The 17,418-nt window shown below is 70.0% G+C and carries 18 protein-coding genes and 2 tRNA genes; 14 read left to right on the top strand and 6 right to left on the bottom strand.

Going from position 1 to position 17,418, the window contains the following annotated elements; all coding sequences use genetic code 11:
- Positions 1-15: 15 nt before the first annotated feature.
- The 3 genes from ADL34_RS09580 (at position 16) to ADL34_RS09570 (ending at position 1,841) form a co-directional block, all read left to right on the top strand.
- Positions 16-777, top strand: a complete 762-nt coding sequence (locus tag ADL34_RS09580) for a DUF3566 domain-containing protein (protein WP_062665951.1) — start codon at positions 16-18, stop codon at positions 775-777.
- Positions 778-900: 123 nt separating this feature from the next.
- Positions 901-977: transfer RNA gene (locus ADL34_RS09575), tRNA-Ile, on the top strand.
- 123 nt (positions 978-1,100) lie between these two features.
- Positions 1,101-1,841: an AAA family ATPase gene (locus ADL34_RS09570; protein WP_062665954.1), complete on the top strand. Its 741-nt coding sequence runs from the start codon at positions 1,101-1,103 to the stop codon at positions 1,839-1,841.
- A 129-nt stretch (positions 1,842-1,970) separates the two neighbouring features.
- On the opposite strand, the gene ADL34_RS09565 is transcribed toward ADL34_RS09570, so the two are convergent.
- Complete coding sequence (locus ADL34_RS09565; RefSeq protein WP_062665956.1) at positions 1,971-2,354, bottom strand: DUF6344 domain-containing protein; 384 nt, start codon at positions 2,352-2,354, stop codon at positions 1,971-1,973.
- 336 nt (positions 2,355-2,690) lie between these two features.
- On the opposite strand from ADL34_RS09565, the gene ADL34_RS36595 reads away from it, so the two are divergent.
- Both ADL34_RS36595 and ADL34_RS09560 read left to right on the top strand, forming a co-directional pair.
- Entirely contained in the window at positions 2,691-2,819 is a 129-nt protein-coding gene (locus ADL34_RS36595) for a DLW-39 family protein (RefSeq protein WP_003999697.1), read from the top strand.
- Between the two features lie 218 nt (positions 2,820-3,037).
- Complete coding sequence (locus ADL34_RS09560; protein ID WP_062665958.1) at positions 3,038-4,387, top strand: hypothetical protein; 1,350 nt, start codon at positions 3,038-3,040, stop codon at positions 4,385-4,387.
- 88 nt (positions 4,388-4,475) lie between these two features.
- On the opposite strand, the gene ADL34_RS09555 is transcribed toward ADL34_RS09560, so the two are convergent.
- Both ADL34_RS09555 and ADL34_RS09550 read right to left on the bottom strand, forming a co-directional pair.
- Positions 4,476-6,071, bottom strand: a complete 1,596-nt coding sequence (locus ADL34_RS09555) for a serine/threonine-protein kinase (protein WP_062665960.1) — start codon at positions 6,069-6,071, stop codon at positions 4,476-4,478.
- A gap of 180 nt (positions 6,072-6,251) precedes the next feature.
- Positions 6,252-6,800 (bottom strand): helix-turn-helix domain-containing protein, encoded by a 549-nt coding sequence (locus ADL34_RS09550; protein WP_062665962.1) that lies wholly within the window; start codon positions 6,798-6,800, stop codon positions 6,252-6,254.
- A 182-nt stretch (positions 6,801-6,982) separates the two neighbouring features.
- On the opposite strand from ADL34_RS09550, the gene ADL34_RS09545 reads away from it, so the two are divergent.
- Positions 6,983-7,055, top strand: a tRNA-Ala gene (locus tag ADL34_RS09545).
- Positions 7,056-7,559: 504 nt separating this feature from the next.
- Here ADL34_RS09545 and ADL34_RS09540 read toward each other — a convergent pair.
- Positions 7,560-8,258: a DUF5324 family protein gene (locus tag ADL34_RS09540; protein ID WP_062665964.1), complete on the bottom strand. Its 699-nt coding sequence runs from the start codon at positions 8,256-8,258 to the stop codon at positions 7,560-7,562.
- A gap of 326 nt (positions 8,259-8,584) precedes the next feature.
- Between ADL34_RS09540 and ADL34_RS09535 the strand changes: the two genes are divergently transcribed.
- Together ADL34_RS09535 and ADL34_RS09530 are read left to right on the top strand one after the other, a co-directional pair.
- Positions 8,585-9,118, top strand: a complete 534-nt coding sequence (locus ADL34_RS09535; RefSeq protein ID WP_062665966.1) for a peptidylprolyl isomerase — start codon at positions 8,585-8,587, stop codon at positions 9,116-9,118.
- Between the two features lie 124 nt (positions 9,119-9,242).
- Positions 9,243-10,127 (top strand): rhomboid family intramembrane serine protease, encoded by an 885-nt coding sequence (locus ADL34_RS09530; RefSeq protein WP_062666075.1) that lies wholly within the window; start codon positions 9,243-9,245, stop codon positions 10,125-10,127.
- Between the two features lie 313 nt (positions 10,128-10,440).
- Here the strand turns inward: ADL34_RS09530 and crgA are convergent, their stop codons facing one another.
- Positions 10,441-10,695 (bottom strand): cell division protein CrgA, encoded by a 255-nt coding sequence (gene crgA, locus ADL34_RS09525; RefSeq protein WP_062665968.1) that lies wholly within the window; start codon positions 10,693-10,695, stop codon positions 10,441-10,443.
- A gap of 140 nt (positions 10,696-10,835) precedes the next feature.
- On the opposite strand from crgA, the gene ADL34_RS09520 reads away from it, so the two are divergent.
- The 6 genes from ADL34_RS09520 to ADL34_RS09500 are packed head-to-tail and all read left to right on the top strand — an operon-like array spanning position 10,836 to position 15,284.
- Positions 10,836-11,612: a DUF881 domain-containing protein gene (locus tag ADL34_RS09520; RefSeq protein WP_079034058.1), complete on the top strand. Its 777-nt coding sequence runs from the start codon at positions 10,836-10,838 to the stop codon at positions 11,610-11,612.
- An 18-nt stretch (positions 11,613-11,630) separates the two neighbouring features.
- A complete protein-coding gene (locus ADL34_RS09515; RefSeq protein ID WP_062665973.1) occupies positions 11,631-12,365 on the top strand; it encodes a class E sortase in 735 nt (244 codons plus the stop codon).
- Positions 12,366-12,418: 53 nt separating this feature from the next.
- The gene (locus ADL34_RS35575) at positions 12,419-12,580 is read left to right on the top strand and encodes a hypothetical protein (RefSeq protein ID WP_086866155.1); all 162 of its coding nucleotides are present in this window, start codon (positions 12,419-12,421) and stop codon (positions 12,578-12,580) included.
- Entirely contained in the window at positions 12,577-13,215 is a 639-nt protein-coding gene (locus tag ADL34_RS09510) for an aminodeoxychorismate/anthranilate synthase component II (RefSeq protein ID WP_062665976.1), read from the top strand. The genes ADL34_RS35575 and ADL34_RS09510 overlap by 4 nt, the downstream gene beginning before the upstream one ends.
- On the top strand, positions 13,212-14,504 hold the full coding sequence (locus tag ADL34_RS09505) for a class E sortase (RefSeq protein WP_062665978.1): 1,293 nt from the start codon (positions 13,212-13,214) through the stop codon (positions 14,502-14,504). Before ADL34_RS09510 ends, ADL34_RS09505 begins: the two co-directional genes overlap by 4 nt.
- 6 nt (positions 14,505-14,510) lie before the next feature.
- A complete protein-coding gene (locus ADL34_RS09500) occupies positions 14,511-15,284 on the top strand; it encodes a class E sortase (RefSeq protein WP_179199224.1) in 774 nt (257 codons plus the stop codon).
- Between the two features lie 84 nt (positions 15,285-15,368).
- Here the strand turns inward: ADL34_RS09500 and pknB are convergent, their stop codons facing one another.
- Positions 15,369-17,357, bottom strand: coding sequence for a Stk1 family PASTA domain-containing Ser/Thr kinase (gene pknB, locus ADL34_RS09495; protein WP_062665980.1), 1,989 nt, complete (start codon positions 17,355-17,357; stop codon positions 15,369-15,371).
- Positions 17,358-17,418 lie beyond the last annotated feature (61 nt).

Raw genomic sequence — 17,418 nt, 5'->3', positions numbered from 1 at the left:
GAGGAGTGAGTCATCGTGAGCGGAGCCACGGGCACCGGATCGTCCGGTATCCCGGCCGGTTCTCCGGCCGGTTCGGAGACGGGCGGCGGCGGTCGTGGCTCCGCCGCGCAGGCGGCGGACACCCACACCACGCAGCTGAAGGCGATCAAGTCGTCGCCGGCGAAGGGCACGTCCACGCCCGACGCGACTGGATCCCAGGGGGGAACCGTGACGGACACCTACGCGGCCGGTGGGGGCCCGGCCGCTCCGGGGGGCGCCCAGCAGCAGGCGTCGCCCCTGCCGGGTGAGCGCCAGCCCCAGCAGGCCGGCGGTCCGTACCACCCGCCGCAGGCCTACCAGACGGCCGGCGGCGGCACCCCGGCGGGCGCGGTCCGCAAGCCGCGCACCGGGGCGCCTACGACCCCGCGCACCCGCAAGGCCCGGCTGCGGGTCGCCAAGGCGGACCCGTGGTCGGTGATGAAGGTCAGCTTCCTGCTGTCCATCGCGCTGGGCATCTGCACGATCGTCGCGGCCGCGGTGTTGTGGATGGTCATGGACGCCATGGGCGTCTTCTCCACGGTCGGCGGCACGATCTCCGAGGCCACCGGCTCGAACGAGTCGAACGGCTTCGACCTGCAGTCCTTCCTGTCGCTGCCGAACGTCCTGCTGTTCACGTCGATCATCGCGGTCATCGACGTCGTCCTCGCGACGGCGCTGGCGACCCTCGGCGCGTTCATCTACAACCTCTCCGCGGGCTTCGTGGGCGGCGTCGAGCTGACCCTTGCCGAGGACGAGTGAGGGACGACTGAGGCAGGGTCCCGGCCCTGCCCCGCGCCCCTCCGGGAACCGATTTTGGGACTGCCCGTGTCGTGCGCTAATGTTCAGGAGTCAGCGCGCGGGAGACACACCGCAGAGCGCGGCGGGGCTATAGCTCAGTTGGTTAGAGCGCATCCCTGATAAGGATGAGGCCACAGGTTCAAATCCTGTTAGCCCCACCAGCGAGAAGACCCCCGGTCCACACGGACCGGGGGTCTTCTGCGTTCCGGCCGGCGTCGGCCGGGAAGCGCTTCCGGTCCGCCGGGTGGGAGGCCGTTGTCAGTGGTGGGTGGGAGGGTGGCGGGGTGATCGTCGAACGGGCCTATGCGCATGTCACCGAGGGTGAGGCGGCCGAGGGGCGGTGGCCGTGGTCGGTGCCGTGCGTGCGGCAGCTCGTGGAGGAGGGACTGCGGTTCTCCGCGCCTGTCACGTTCCTGGTGGGGGAGAACGGCTCCGGGAAGTCCACGCTGGTCGAGGCGCTGGCGGAGGGGTTCGGCCTGGATTCCTGGGGCGGGTCCGCGGGCTACCGGTACGCCAGTGCCCGCGAGCCCTCGGAGCTGGGCGCGCGGGTGCGGTTCGAGGCGACGGCGGCCGGGCGGCGCATGCTGCGCGGGTCTCGGACGCGCCGCAGGGGCTTCTTCCTGCGGGCGGAGACGGCGCTGGACGCGCTGGGCCGGGAGCAGACGACGGGAAGGATCTCGGGGTCCGTGGACGAGATGAGCCACGGAGAAGGCTTTCTGATGGCCTTCCGCGAGCGTTTCGAGGGGCCCGGGCTGTACGTCATGGACGAACCCGAGGCCGCGCTGTCGTTCGCTTCCTGTCTTCAACTCGTGGGGCTGCTGCATCACCTGGGGCGTTCCGGTGCGCAGATCGTCTGCGCGACGCACTCACCGGTGCTCACGGCGCTACCGGGCGCCGAGATCATCGAGGTGGGTGACCACGGAATGCGTCCCGCCGGCTGGCGGGATCTGGAGCTCGTCGACCACTGGCGTCGCTATCTCAATGACCCCTGGGCCTATCTACGGCACATCGTCGAAGCGGAGTGACGTCCCGCCGTAGCGGAGGGCGTCGTTCTGCGTCGTCGGCGTTCACTGCTGCGTGCTGCGTCTGCGTGTACTGCTGTTACCGCGTTACGTCCGTACTGCGGAGGCTGTCGCTCGGGCGGGCCCGAGGGGTCAGCGTTGGTGGGGCACCAGGGGCTGGAGGGCCGGGGAGGCCGCTGTGGCGCACTCCTGGGTCGCCGGGACCGATGCGGCCGCTTCCGTGTCCGAGAGCGGACGGTGCCGGCAGCTGGGGGTCTTTCCATGGGCCTCCGCCCGGATGCGCTGCTTCATCGTCGGAGGCAGGGCCCTGGCGTAGGACCAGGCCCAGTGGGGCGGCGCCGGCACCGCGAGCTCCGCGCTGCGCTCGCTGTCGTCGCGTCCGGTGTTGCGGGAGGAGGTCTCGGTCTGCGGCGAGGCCGCGGCCGCGGTGTTCGAGACGAAGCCGAGCGCCGTGAACAGCGCGAGGAAGGCGGTGACGATGGCGGTCCACAGGTTCATGACCTTGTTCCTGGTCATGGCCCCTCACTTTCAGGTTGGGCGATTTGCGTACTTTCCTCATGATGTGGATGTGGGCCGCGAAGTCATGGACCGACGCCCGTGGCGCGTCGATCTTCAGATGAACAGCACTCGAATGGGCGCAAGAGCCGCGAAGACAGGCAAAAGTTGCATTTCGCGGCAAAGTCACCCAGCGTCCGGAGGTGATCACTCTCCGGTCCGGAGGCGGTTCGTCCCCATCTACTGGGGTGTGCCGGGCGGCAGTTGAGCCACCACGCAGGTCACCGATCGGTATCGGCCGGTGTGTATAGTCGGGCGCCAGAGGTCCCCTACGTCAAGGAAAGACGAGGTCGCGCGGTGAAGAAGCTTCTCCTGGTCGCACTGGCCGCCATCGGCGGGCTCCTCGTGTACCGCCAGATCCAGGCGGATCGCGCCGAGCAGGATCTGTGGACGGAGGCGACTGACTCCGTGCCCACGGGTTCGTGAGCCGTCACGACGGATTCGACACAGACCCCGGCCGCCCACGCGGCCGGGGTTTCGTGTGTTCGGAGCAACGCACGGCCACCGTTCCTCGAGTTGCGGAAGCCGGCGCAAGCGTTTAGACGCCTCTGTTTCGGACGGGCGTGCGGAATGCGGGGGTGCCGGAGCACCGGGCTGGGCAGGATGGGCGACGGTCCGGTAGCGGCGACGAGGGGTGGCGCGGGATGGGGCGGCGTACGGGGGCACGGCAGGGGGCGCGTCCGGTGCGCCACGCGGGCCGTGCGCGGTCGGCCGCCGTGGGGACGCTGCTGCTGTGCACGACGGCCGCGCTGCCGGTGCCCTCGGCGCTCGCCGCCGGGGCACCGGGACCGTACGGCTTCGCCCCCGACGCCGCGAGCGTCACCGGCGCGCCCGCGACCGCCGGTGCGAAGCGCCTCTCCGCCGGGACGACGTACCGCAGCTCGCTGCCCGGCGACGCGGCCGTGCACTACTCCCTCGAACTCGACGCCACCACCGACACCTACGTCTCCGCCACGGCGGCCCCCGCCCCCGGCGGCACGGTCTCCGCGGGCGAGGGCATCAAGGTGACCGTGCGGGACGCCGCCGGCCGCTCCTGCTCCCTCGACACCGAGACCTTCGGCGTCGTCCGCAGCGCCCGCCCGATCGCCGCCTGGGGCGCCCGGGAGATCTCCGCCGACCGGCCCCGCTGCAAGACGGCGGGCACCTATGACGTGCTCGTCGAGCGCGTCGGTACGCCCGTGTCGGCGCCGGAGGACTGGGACCTGGAGCTGTTCGTCGTCTCCGAGCCGGCGTTGCGCGAGCCCGTCGCCGCCGAGGTGCCGGAGGCCTGGAACTCGCGGACCCCGGCGCCCGCCTCCGGTGAGCCCGTCACGCGCGAGGGCGGCTCGGGCTTCGCCTCGGCGGTGCCCGTCGGCCCGGGCGTGTGGGGCGCGGGCATCGAGCCCGGCGGCACGCTCTTCTACAAGGTGCCGGTCGCATGGGGCGGGCAGCTCGCCGCGACCGCCGAATTGGCCGCCGAGGACGGCCGGGGCGGCTATACGACCGGCGCGCTGAGCCTCACCCTCTACAACCCCGCGCGCGGGTTCGTCGACGACGTGAGCGCCAACTACGCCGGCCGCCGGGAGTCCGCCGCACTGCCGCCCCTGCCCCCGGTCGCCTACGAGAACCGGTACGCGGGACCGGACCGGCTCAGTGCCATGCGGTTCGCCGGTTCGTACTACCTGGTCGTGCACCTCGCGTCCGAGGTGGCCGACAAGTTCGGGGACGGGCCCTTCGACATGGCCCTGCGGGTGCGGGTGGACGGCTCGGAGAAGGCCGCGCCCGACTATGCGGGGGAGCCCAGGCCGGACGGCCTCTTCGAGGCCGAGCCGGTGGACCCGGTCCTGAGCGGGGTCACCGGGGGACCGGCCGCGGGCGGCACGGGGGGCGGAAGCGGGCGCGGGGACACCGCGATGACCGTGCTGGCAGTGAGCGGCATCGGTACGGGGACGGCGCTGCTGGCGGTGCTCGGGGTGTGGCGGGTGGTCGCGCGCCGGAGGCTCGGCAGCCCGTAGAAGCGCCCGGAGGAAGGTGGGAGGGCGGTGCCCACTGATCGGCGGTGGGCGTGACCGGCGGTGCGCGTGATCGGCGGTGCGCGCCGGGTCAGATGCGGCTGAGCGCCCAGAACCCCACGGCGTAGCAGGCCAGCGCCAGCAGCAGGAGCGGGATGGCCACCTTGGCGGGGGGACCGGGCCGGCGCACGGCACGGTGACCGGCGCGCGGGCGGGACGGTGCGCCGGGTGGCGGCGACTGTGCGCCGGGCGGCGGCGAAAAGGGAACCTGCGGGCTCTGGGCGGTGTATGAGGCAGTAGAGGCATCGACGCGGTGATACGGCGCCGGTGCTGGCGAAGGAGTGGGCGTCGGGGGCTCCGCGGGGGCCGGGGGCCCGTACGGGTACTGCGGGACGGGGGATCGATGGGCGGCGAGATCGCGGGTGCGGTCGTACGGCGGTGGGGGCGCCGTGGCGCCGGCGGTGGACGCGGTGCTGTCGGGCGGGGGCAGCGGGAAGCTGCCGGTGTCCGACATGGTGGGCAGCCGGTGGCCGGACGGCGAGGAGTCAGGGGGCGTGCGGGTGCCCTGCTGCGGCGCCTCGGGGCGGTGTGGGGGCGGTGCGGGCGAGGCGGACGGCACCGGGGGTGCCACGGCCGGCGGGGCCGGTATGGAGGGCACGGGTGGCAAGGGCATGGGGTGAGGCGGCACGGACGGCGGCTGATCCCCGGTCAGGGAAGCGGACGAGTCGGCTCCGGCCGTCCCTGCCCTGTCCGCCCGCAGGGCGGTGGACGTGGTCCCCGTTCCGTCGATGACTCCGGGCGCACGCGTCTGGGGTCCCTCCGGGCCGAATCCCGAGGGCAGCGGCCCGAGTTGGTCGAATATCTCGATCAGCTCGTCGTCGGGGCCGGGTTCGGGCAGGAGCTCGGCGGCCGACGCGAGGGCCTTGCGCGCGCCCGTGGCGGTGCGGAACCGCGCGTGCGGATCGGGCTGGAGCAGCGTCGCCACGATCTGCCACAGCGGCTCGGGAATGCCTTTGGGCGGGCCGGGTGTGCCGTGCTCGGTGAAGTACTGCACGAGCGCCTTGGCGTCGGGCTTGGCGCCCTCCAGCAGATACAGGGCGACCAGGCCCACGGCGAACAGGTCCGCCGGGAAGTCCGGGTCGGAGCCGAGGAGTTGCTCGGGGGCAAGGTAACCGGGCGTTCCCACCACGAGGTTGGTCTCGGTCAGCCGTGCCTCGCCCAGTCGCATGGCGATGCCGAAGTCGGACAGCCGCAGCCGCGGCCGGGCCGTACCGGTGGCCTCCAGAAGCACGTTGGCGGGCTTGATGTCCCGGTGGACCACGCCTTCGGCGTGCACGGCCGCCAGGCCCGACAGCAGCTGGTCGAGCAGCGTGCACACGAACGGCGGCGGCAGGGGTCCGTAGTCCCCGACGAGGTGGACGAGCGATCCGCCGCCCACCAGGTCCATGGTGAACAGGACCTTGTCGTCGTCCGCGGCCCAGCTGGCCGGGGCGAGCACATGGGGGTGGTCGATCCGCAGGGCCTGCTCCCGGACGAACCGCAGCAGCGAGTGCGCGTCGCTCTGCTGGAGCACCTTGGCCGCCACGTACCGGCGGCGGCGGTGGTCCCAGGCACGCCAGACGGCACCGACGCCTCCGCGCCCGATCGGGTCGACCAGTTCGTACCGGCCGGCGAAGACCTCACCCATGGCTGTGCGTCGCTCCTCCCCCTGTGGTCGTCCCCCTTGCCTCCCCCGCGACGGGCGATACGACTCCTCCTTGCCCGCCCCCCCGTGGTGCGCGGTGATCGGAAGCACCGGTGGGCCGGCGTCCGCTCAGCCGGCGGCCCGGTCGCCGACCCCCTTCGACGACCGGGCCCGGGGCTCAGCTCAGCTCTGGTGCGACTGGTAGTGCGCGACCGCGTCGGACGTCCGGCCGGCGCCGTACACCCGGAGGAACTCTGCCAGTTCCGGGTGGGTCACGGCGAGACTGTCGGCGGCCTCGATGATGTCCCCCGCTGCCGCGACCGAGCGCAGCAGTGACTGGATCTCGCGGACCACCCGCTTCACGGTGGGCGCACCCGAACTGCCCGTCGTCTGCGTGGTGTTGCTGAGCACCGAGCCCCCCTGTGACTTCTTGATCTCCTCCATGCGCTCGGTGGCCTCGGCCGCGCTCACGCTTCCGTCCGCCACCTGCCCCGCCAAGTCCTGCAGCAGCTGCACCCGCTGGACCACGGCGGGATTGCCGATCTTCGCCCGCTGGCCGCTCATCAGCTGCGACAGCATCGGCGCGGACAGTCCCAGAACCCCCGCGAGACGAGCCTGGTTGAGACCAAGATCGTCGATGAGCCTACGGAAGAGCGTCCCCAGCGGCTCCCCGTACCAGTTCCGCTGCAGATCCCGCGCTCTTGCGGTGGCTTCCTGCTGTGCGGCGTCCATTGCGTCTCCCCATCGCTTCCCCAAAACCGCGGTTCGCTGTAGCGAACCACGTCGAGCATCTTACGGAGAGTGGTTGTGCATCGGGACCCCCCATCTTTTTTGCGAGATACGGGGCGCGACCCGGTAGTCTGGTCTGCGGCAGCCGCCGGGACGTGCTCGTTCCGGTCGGATGCTCCTCTTCCGGGGCCTTAGCTCAGTTGGTAGAGCGCTGTCTTTGCATGGCAGATGTCAGGGGTTCGACTCCCCTAGGCTCCACTCTCCGGACCGGCCGGCACCCTCGCGGGTGCTGGCCGGTTTCGTCTGTCCGACCACCTTTCTCCCGCACTCACGGCCGTGACGTGTGTCACCGGCGAGCGGCACGTGGTGACGTTGCGCATATTTGCGCAAACATTCTCGGTGCCCTCGGCCCGGGTGAGGAAGTCCTCGGCCGACGCCTGCCGAAACCCTTGTAGGACGTCCGAACCCCCGTGTGAGCTGGTCTTCAGGTGATCAGGTAATCAGAAGGGTGCATTCCGTTAGGGGAGCTTGTGTGGAGCTCGCGCGCACAAGTCGTTGCAAACGTCATCGTGGGCGGAGGTGTGAACACAGCTGCCTCACGGCTTCGAGCGGAGGCCGATGACGCTCGAAGACAGCCGATCTTCGGCGGCAGCCGATGTTCCACGTGAAACGCCGCCAGGGGGCGGGAGACCTCAAGTCTCCCGCCCCCTGGCGGCGTTGGAACGAGCCGATCGAAACGAGCCGAAGTGACCGACGCTCAGGTCACTTGCCCTCGTCGCGCCGGGCGGCCTCCTCGGCTTCCTTGGCCTGGACCTCGGGGTCGAGCGCGCTCTGGTCCGTGCCGTCGACCGATGCCAGACGGCCGGACTCCGGCACCTCCGTCGCGGCGGGCGGCTCGACGAGCCAGTCCGGGTTCGCCTGCTTGTCCCACCACTTCCAGGCGGCGAAGGCACCACCCGCGAGAAGACCGACGACGGCCAGGGCCTTCGCCAGACGGCCGGCCTTGGCACGCCGCTGGTGCTTGCGCACCAGCTTCTGCACGTCCTTCGGCGAGACCTGACCGCGCAGCGCGGCCAGTGCGGCGACCCCACGGGCGGCTGCTTCCTCCTTGACGGGTCCGGCCGCGGCCACCGCCTGCTCGAGCTTGGGCCGGGAGTATTCGGCGGCCTGCAGAGCCGCCTTGCGGGTGCGGAGCGCCGCCTCCTGGGCGGCCAGGTCGACCTTCGATGGCACATGGGCGCGTGCCTGCTCCAGGCGCGGGGCGACGTGGACGCCGTACTGGGCGCGGGCCTGCTCGGTGGCCTGCGACACCTTGGGCGCGAGCCGTACGCGTGCCTCGTGTGCGTAGTGGGCGGCCCTGTCCTTGGCGGTGTCGGCGTAGGGCGCCACCACTTCCGCGGCGTGCAGCACGCTGTCCTTCGCCGAGCCGGTCGCGGCGCGCACGCTGTCGATGCGGGTCACGGGTTCCTCCTCCTCGGTGGCGTACGGTAATTCGACTTTCCACCCTTTTACGGATCATGCCTCCCGGAACGCGGCGGGGCATGTAGGGGCGGGCATTCGGGTGCCGGTGAAAGTGATCGATTGGAATAAAGGATCAATATGGGGCAACGGTGGCTTGTCGTCGACAATGCCACGGTTCGCCGTGTCGCGCCCCCGCCACGGGGGTACTCGACGCGTTTTCCGCAAGGGATCTGCCCGGTTGGGTGCCGGTTCACGAGCGTCGGGCATCCGCCGAGACCGTCCGTGCGAGGATCGAGGGATCACAGAACGACGACGGAAGGCAGATCGTGGCCGAGCAGCTCTACGCCACCCTGAAGACCAACCACGGCGACATCGCGGTGCGGCTTCTCCCCAACCACGCGCCGGTCACGGTCAGGAACTTCGTCGAACTCGCCCAGGGCGAGCGTGAGTGGACCAACCCCGCCACCGGCGAGAAGTCCACGGCCAGGCTCTACGACGGCACTGTCTTCCACCGGGTCATCAGCGGCTTCATGATCCAGGGCGGTGACCCGCTGGGCAACGGCACCGGCGGCCCCGGCTACCAGTTCCCGGACGAGTTCCACCCCGACCTGGCCTTCGACAAGCCGTACCTGCTGGCCATGGCGAACGCCGGTCCGGGCACCAACGGCTCGCAGTTCTTCATCACCGTCGCCCCGACGACGTGGCTGAACCGCAAGCACACGATCTTCGGCGAGGTCGCCGACGCGGCCGGCCAGAAGGTCGTCGACGCGATCGCCTCGCTGCAGACCAACCCGCGCACCGACCGCCCGGTGAACGACGTCGTCATCGAGTCCGTCATGATCGAGACGCGTCAGGGCTGAGGCGGGACCGTCCGCTCGGACGTCCGACACCTCCCGCAGGGAACCAATCGCCCCGCTCGTCCGTAAGGATGGGCGGGGGCGGTGTATGGGCCTGTGCGCCGCGGACGACGACCTAGGGGATCCGATGGACCAGCCGGTGGGTAGCCCGCAGGACGCCCGGAGCCTGCCTGTCTGCTACCGCCACCCGGACCGTGAGACCGGTGTCCGCTGCACCCGCTGCGACCGTCCCATCTGTCCGGAGTGCATGATCAGCGCCTCTGTCGGCTTCCAGTGCCCGGAGTGCGTCCGCACCGGCTCCGGCACGGGCCACGCCCCGGAGGCCTCCCGGCCGCGCACGCTCGCGGGCGGCAGCATCGCCACGGATCCCCGTCTGATCACCAAGATCCTCATCGGGATCAACCTCGCGGTGTTCATCGCCGTAAAGGCTGATGAAGCGCTGCTGTCCGACCTCTGGCTGATCGGCGCCTGGCCGCCCGCTCCCTTCCAGACGACCTCGGGGGTCGCGGACGGCGAGTGGTACCGCCTGGTGACCTCGATGTTCACGCACGAGGCGATCTGGCACTTCGCCTTCAACATGCTCGGCCTGTGGTGGCTGGGAGGCCCGCTCGAAGCGGCGCTCGGACGGGCCCGATATCTCGCGCTCTACTTCGGCTCCGGACTCGCGGGCAGTGCCCTCACCTATCTGCTGGCCGCGCCGACCACGGCCACGCTCGGGGCGTCCGGCGCGATCTTCGGCCTGTTCGGCGCGACGGCCGTCCTGGTGCGCCGCCTCCAGTACGACATGCGCCCGATCATCGCCCTGCTGGTGATCAACCTGATCTTCACCTTCGGGTGGAGCAACATCGCCTGGCAGGCCCATATCGGTGGTCTGGTGGCCGGGGTGATCATCGGTTACGCCATGGTCCACGCCCCACGCGAGCACCGCGCGCTGATCCAGTACGGCACCTGTGCCGCGGTGCTGGCGGTGGTCGTTCTGGTGACCGCGCTCAGAACCCTCCAGCTCACCTGAGCAGCGGGTTCTGCCACCTGAGACGCACAGTTGTCCACAGCGGGTGGCGGATCTTGTGCACAGTGTGCGGACAGCGCGACGCCCCCTGTCCTGGACCAACGTTTCCGCAGGTCAGACAGGGGGCGAACAAGCTTTCGACTGTCCATGATCACCGGTAGTTCCGTCACACCGGTGTCAATGCCCCGTTGGTTATCCACAGATCGTCGTTCTTTTTCAACACTGTGGAAAACCGCTGTGGATAACTCAGTGGATAGCCGTGGGCAGAGCTGCGTTCACCGCGAAGCGGCCGCCGCTTTCCGGGCCGGGCGGGCCGTCACTTCCACTGCGTGGAGACGCCGAATCCGGCGGCGATGAAACCGAAGCCCACCACGATGTTCCAGTTGCCCAGTGCCTCGATGGGCAGGGAACCGTCGGTCACATAGAAGACGACGATCCAGGCGAGACCGATCACGAACATGGCCAGCATGACCGGTGCGACCCAGGTACGGCTGGTCAGCTTGATGGCGGTCGCCTGCTTCGACGGCGGCGGCGTGTAATCGGCCTTCTTGCGGATACGTGACTTCGGCACGAGGGTCTCTCCTGTCGATGCGCTGCGTGGCCGCGCAGGGAACTGGTCGGGCTCGGGGCAGCGTACAAGGGGACACTGTGGGCTCCCCCGGGCGTCCGTTAGCGTAGTGCTTCCGTGGCGCCGAAGGAGATAAGGGTACGTTGAGCAATTCTGCCGACTCCCCCGGTACGGGATCCAGCCCTGTCCGTGGCCGATTCCGTCCCGTACGGGTGCTCACCGCCGCCGTCTTCGCCCTCGCCGGCCTCATCTTCTTCACCAGTTTCAACACCGCCAAGGGCACCGACATCCGTACGGACGCCTCGCTGCTGAAACTCTCCGACCTCATCCAGGAGCGCAGCCACGAGAACGGCCGGCTCGACGAGACCAACGCGGCCCTGCGGAACGACGTGGAGGCGCTCGCCGAACGGGACGACGGCAGCACCAAGGCCGAGGACGCCAAGCTGTCCGCGCTGGAGGCCCGCGCGGGGACGAAGAGGCTGACCGGTGAGGCGATCACCGTCACGCTGAACGACGCCCCGCCGGACGCCACCGCCAAGCTCCCCGGCTACCCCGAGCCCCAGCCGGACTACCTGGTCATCCACCAGCAGGACCTCCAGGCCGTGGTCAACGCCCTCTGGGAGAGCGGCGCCAAGGGGATCAAGGTCATGGATCAGCGGCTGATCTCCACGAGCGCCGTGCGCTGTGTGGGCAACACCCTGATCCTCCAGGGCCGGGTCTACTCGCCGCCGTACAAGATCACGGCTGTCGGTGATCCGGAGAAGATGCAGCAGGCCCTCGCGGCCTCGCGGGCGATCCAGAACTACATGGTCTACGTCAACGTCTACGGCCTCGGCTGGAAAGTCACGGAGGACGGGACGGTGACTCTGCCGGGCTACTCGGGCACAGTGGATCTGCAGTACGCCAAGCCCGTGGAGTGAGCCTCACTGGAGCTGCCGGTGCGCGTCGTCGTCAGGACCGTCAGCGAGCTGTGCGTCACCGTCGGCACGGTGATCGTTCTCTTCGTCGTCTACGTGCTGTTCTGGACCGGCGTGCGGGCCGACACCGTCATGGACGACCAGATCGACCAGTTACAGGAGCAGTGGGCCCAGAGCGCGATGCGGCCCTCGCCCGGGGCGTCCGGCGCATCGCGGGCGTCCGGTGCTCCGCAGGCCTCCGGCGCACCGCAGGCGCCCGCGACTCCGCCGGGGCCCGCCCCGTACACGGCGGACAAGCCTTTCGCGATCATGTACATCCCGCGGCTTGGTTTCACGTGGAACAAGCCGGTGCTCGAAGGCACGGCCACCGGGACCCTGAAGAAAGGGCTCGGCCACTACGCGAACACCGCCCGGCTGGGGCAGAAGGGCAACTTCTCGGTCGCCGGTCACCGGCGGACCTATGGGGACCCCTTCAAGGACTTCCCCAGGCTGCGGAGGGGCGACGCGGTGGTGCTGACGGACGGAACCTCATGGTTCACGTACAGGATCGACAAAGGCCCCTACAAAACAGTGCCCTCCGACATTGAGGTGATCGACCCTGTGCCCCGTAAGTCGGGGTATACGGGTGAGGGCCGCTATCTGACGCTGACCACGTGTGATCCCGAGTGGGGGCACAGTCACCGCCTGATCGTGTGGGCCCACCTGGACTCCACGCAGCCTGTGGAGGCCGGGAAACCGAAGGCCCTGCGCCGTTAGTCTGGTGACCGTGCGGCGTGATTCTGGTGCCGTGGTGCGACGGAAGGGACGGCATGTACGGCTGGATCTGGCGGCATCTGCCGGGGAACGCATGGCTGAAGGCGTTGATCTCCCTCGTGCTGGTCATGGCCGTGGTCTACGTCCTCTTCAACTACGTCTTCCCGTGGGCCGAACCTCTGCTGCCCTTCAACGATGTGACGGTGGACAACCAGTGAGCGCGCGCATCCTCGTCGTGGACAACTACGACAGCTTCGTCTTCAACCTGGTCCAGTACCTCTACCAGCTGGGCGCCGAGTGCGAGGTCCTCCGCAACGACGAGGTCTCCACGGCCCACGCCCAGGACGGCTTCGACGGCGTCCTGCTCTCGCCGGGCCCAGGCACCCCTGAGGAGGCCGGGGTCTGCGTCGACATGGTCCGGCACTGTGCCGCGACCGGCGTCCCGGTCTTCGGGGTCTGCCTCGGCATGCAGTCGATGCAGGTGGCGTACGGCGGTGTGGTGGACCGGGCCCCCGAGCTGCTGCACGGCAAGACCTCGCTCGTCGAGCACGAGGGCAGGGGCGTCTTCGCCGGACTGCCGACCCCGTTCACGGCGACCCGCTACCACTCGCTGGCCGCCGAGCCGGCGACCGTGCCCGCCGAGCTGGAAGTGACGGCCCGCACCCACGACGGCATCGTGATGGGCTTGCGGCACCGTGAACTCCCGGTGGAGGGGGTGCAGTTCCACCCCGAGTCCGTGCTGACCGAGCACGGGCACCGGATGCTGGCCAACTGGCTGGCCGAATGCGGCGACGAGGGCGCGGTGGCGAGGTCGTCGGGGCTCGCCCCGGTGGTGGGCAGGGCCACGGCGTGACCGCGCTGCGCCCCGAGCGCGAGTCCGGCACCGCCTACGGGCAGTCCTCCGGGGACTCCTACGGCGGCGCCGGCGACCAGGGAACCCCGTACGGGCAGCAGCCGTACGGGGACCCCGGTGCGCACGGGGACTGGCACGGCGGCCCCGCGGCCGCCGCGCAGGCCCAGGCCGGCTACGGAGGCGACGGCTACGGCAGCGAGCGGTACGGGGCGCAGACGTACGGCACGGACGCGTACCAGGAGCCGTACGCCCAGCCACACCACCCGCAGCCGCAGCACCCGCACCCGCACCCGCAGCACCCGCAGGCGCAGCAGCCCGGCCGGCCGCAGCACGCGGAGCCTCAGCAGACGTACATACCGCCTCCGGACGACGAGACCGTCGCCCTGCGGATAGCGGACACCGCTGCCGCCGTTGGAGCGCGCTCTGGGGCCCGTTCGGCGGAGAGCCTCGACGAATCCCCCGTGGGTGGCCGCGCGGCCCGCAGGAAGGCCGCCAAGCGGCGTCATGGGCGCCGTGGCGCCGGACGAGCGGACCTGGAGACCGCGGAGACGGAGTCGGACGCTCCCTCGGCCCCCCGCTCGCGCCTGGAGGCCCGGCGGCAGGCGCGCGCCCGCAAACCGAGCGCCGCGACGCTGGTGAGCCGGGCCCTCGGCGAGGTGTTCATCACCACCGGCGTGCTGATGCTGCTTTTCGTGAGCTACCAGTTGTGGTGGACGAACGTCCGGGCGCACGCACAGGCGGACAAGGAGGCCAGCAGCCTCCAGAACGACTGGGCGAGCGGCAAGCGCAACCCGGGCAGCTTCGAGCCGGGCCAGGGCTTCGCGCTGCTGCACATCCCGAAGCTGGACGTCGTCGTGCCGATCGCCGAGGGCATCAGCAACAAGCAGGTGCTGGACCGGGGCATGGTCGGCCACTACGGCGAGGGCAAGCTGAAGACGGCGATGCCGGACGCCAGGACCGGCAACTTCGGTCTGGCCGGGCACCGCAACACCCATGGGGAGCCGTTCCGGTACATCAACCGGCTCACCCCGGGGGACGACATCGTCGTGGAGACGCAGGACAAGTTCTTCGTGTACAAGATGGCGTCGGTCCTGCCGGTGACGTCGCCGAGCAACGTCAGTGTGCTGGAGCCGGTCCCGAAGGGGTCGGGATTCACCAAGCCGGGCCGCTACATCACGCTCACCACGTGTACGCCGGAGTTCACGAGTAAGTACCGGTTGATCGTCTGGGGCAAGATGGTCGAGGAACGGCCGCGCAGCAAGGGCAAGCCGGATGCGCTCGTCAGTTAAGGGCAGATGAACGTGGCATCGACCACCGACGACACCGAGTACGCGGACCGCTCCGCGACGCGTCAGTCCCCGCGCCGGCCGGATCGCCGCCGCCGTCTGGGTCCCGTCGCGGCGGTGATCAGCGTCTTCGGCGAACTCCTCATCACGGCGGGCCTGGTGATGGGCCTGTTCGTCGTCTACTCCCTCTGGTGGACGAACGTCCTCGCCGACCGCGCGGCCGACAAGGAGGCCGACAAGGTCCGCGACGGCTGGGCGCATCAGGACGACGGCTCCCGCCGCCCCCCGGAGTTCGACTCCGGAGCCGGCATCGGCTTCCTCCACGTCCCCGCGATGAGCAAGAGCGAGATCCTCGTCGAGAAGGGCACGACGGCGAAGATCCTCAACGACGGTGTCGCCGGGTACTACACCGACCCGGTCAAGGCGACGCTGCCGACGTCGGACAAGAAGGGCAACTTCTCCCTCGCGGCGCACCGCGACGGGCACGGCGCGAAGTTCCACAACATCCACAAGATCGCCAAGGGCGATCCGATCGTCTTCGAGACGAAGGACAAGTGGTACGTCTACAAGGTCTACTCGGTCCTTCCCGAGACCTCGAAGTACAACGTCCAGGTCCTCGGGGACGTCCCGAAGGAGTCCGGGAAGACCAAGGCGGGCCGCTACATCACCCTGACGACCTGCACGCCGGTCTACACGAGCCGCTACCGGTACGTCGTGTGGGGCGAGCTGGAGCGCGTCGAGAAGGTGGACGAGCAGCGCACACCGCCGGAGGAACTGCGCTGACGCGGACGTGAGAAGAGCCCCGGTGTCCTCTCTAGGACGCCGGGGCTCTTTCGTGTGGTGCGGTCTGCGGTCTGCGGTCTCCGGTCAGCCGAAGGGGCCGCCGCCGCCCGGGCCACCTCCGTTGTCGCCGCCGCCGAAGCCGACCGTGGTCAGCTTGACCGTGGTCTTCGCGGGGTCGACCTGCTGGCCGGCGTTGGGGTCCTGCCGGACGACGAGGGCGTTGTCGTTCTGGTCGCTGCCGTTCTCCAACTGGATGTTGGTGAACCCGGCCTGCCCCAGGGTCTGCTTGGCCTGGCCGAGCGTCTGACCGACGACGTTGGGCATCTGCGCCTTCTGCGCGGCCTGCTTGCCGATCTGGATGGTCACCGTGGAGTTCTTGTCGACCTTGCTGTTGGCCGCCGGGGACGTGGAGATGACCTTGCCGACCTGGTTCGGGTCCTGGGTCTCGACCTCGGTGCAGTTGCCGGTGAGGTCGTTGTCCTGCATCTGGGCCTTCGCCTCGTCACAGGTACGGCCGGCGACGTCCGGGACGGTCGACTGCTCCTGCTCCTTGGCGACGGTCAGGGTGATCGTGGAGCCCTTCTCGACCTCTTCGCCGCGCGCCGGGTCCTGGTCGAGGACGGTGCCGGGCTCCTCGGAGGAGACCTCGCGCGTCTCGGTCTTGATCGTGAACTGGAAGTCGTCGCCCTCCAGCTTCTTCCGGGCGTCCTCGAGGCTGATCCCGATCACGCTCGGCACGGTCACCTTCGGGGCGCCCGTGGACACCACGACGTCGACCTTGGAGCCCTTGTCCACCTTGGTCTTGGAGTCGGGGCTCTGCGAGCAGATCTTGCCCTTGGGCTGGTTCTCGCACTCGTCCTGCTTGACCTCGCCCAGCTCGAGGTCGACGTTGGCGAGGAGCTCGCGGGCGGCGCTCTGGCTCTCGCCGACCAGGCTCGGGACGGCGACGGAGTCGTTGCTCGCCGTGCCTCCGTCGAAGACCCACTTGCCGATGAGGATCGCGCCCACGAGGACCAGCACGGCCGCGACGGCCAGCAGGATCGTGGAGGTGTTGGACTTCTTCTGCCGGCGCCGGTCGACGCGGTCGTCGTAGCCGAATCCGCCGTCGTCCGGGTTCATGGGCGGCAGCATCGACGTGGCGCCGGCGTCCTGCTGGCGCAGGGCCGTCGTCGGCTGGTCGTCGGGGTAGCCGCCGTAGCCCACGGAACCCATCGCGGCCGTGGCGGCGACGGGCTGGCCGTCGAGGCAGGCCTCGATGTCGGCGCGCATCTCGTCGGCCGACTGGTAGCGGTAGTTGGGGTCCTTCGTCAGGGCCTTCAGCACGATCGCGTCCATCTCGGGCGTGATCTCGGGGTCGAAGACCGACGGGGCCTGGGCCTCCTCGCGCACGTGCTGGTACGCGACGGCGACCGGGGAGTCGCCGACGAACGGCGGCCGGACCGTCAGGAGCTCGTACAGCAGACAGCCGGTGGAGTACAGGTCCGACCGGGCGTCGACCTGCTCGCCCTTGGCCTGCTCCGGCGAGAGGTACTGGGCGGTGCCGATGACGGCCGCGGTCTGGGTCATCGTCATCCCGGAGTCGCCCATGGCGCGGGCGATGCCGAAGTCCATGACCTTGACCTGGCCGTTGCGCGTCAGCATGACGTTCGCCGGCTTGATGTCCCGGTGGACGATGCCGTTGCGGTGGGCGTACTCCAGACCCTGGAGGATGCCGATGGTCATCTCCATCGCCCGCTCCGGCAGCAGCTTGCGGCCGCTGTGCAGGAGCTCACGCAGCGTGGACCCGTCGACGTACTCCATGACGATGTACGGGATCGACACGTTGTCGATGTAGTCCTCGCCCGTGTCGTAGACCGCCACGATCGCGGGATGGTTGAGCGAGGCGGCCGACTGGGCCTCCCGGCGGAACCGGGCCTGGAAGGACGGGTCGCGCGCGAGGTCCGCCCGCAGCGTCTTCACCGCCACGGTGCGGCCGAGCCGGGTGTCATGCGCGAGGTAGACCTCCGCCATGCCACCACGACCGAGCACCTGGCCCAGTTCGTACCGGCCGCCGAGGCGACGCGGCTCTTCCATAGCTACCTACCAGCCCTCTCCGTCGGTCCCGCCCTCACCCTTGTGGGTGTGGCGGTGGTCC

Origin of the sequence: Streptomyces sp. NRRL WC-3605, from assembly GCF_001509795.1 — a bacterium.
Taxonomy (GTDB): domain Bacteria; phylum Actinomycetota; class Actinomycetes; order Streptomycetales; family Streptomycetaceae; genus Streptomyces; species Streptomyces viridochromogenes.
Note: the sequence above shows the minus strand (reverse complement) of the source record. Positions and strands in the feature narration are given on the sequence as shown.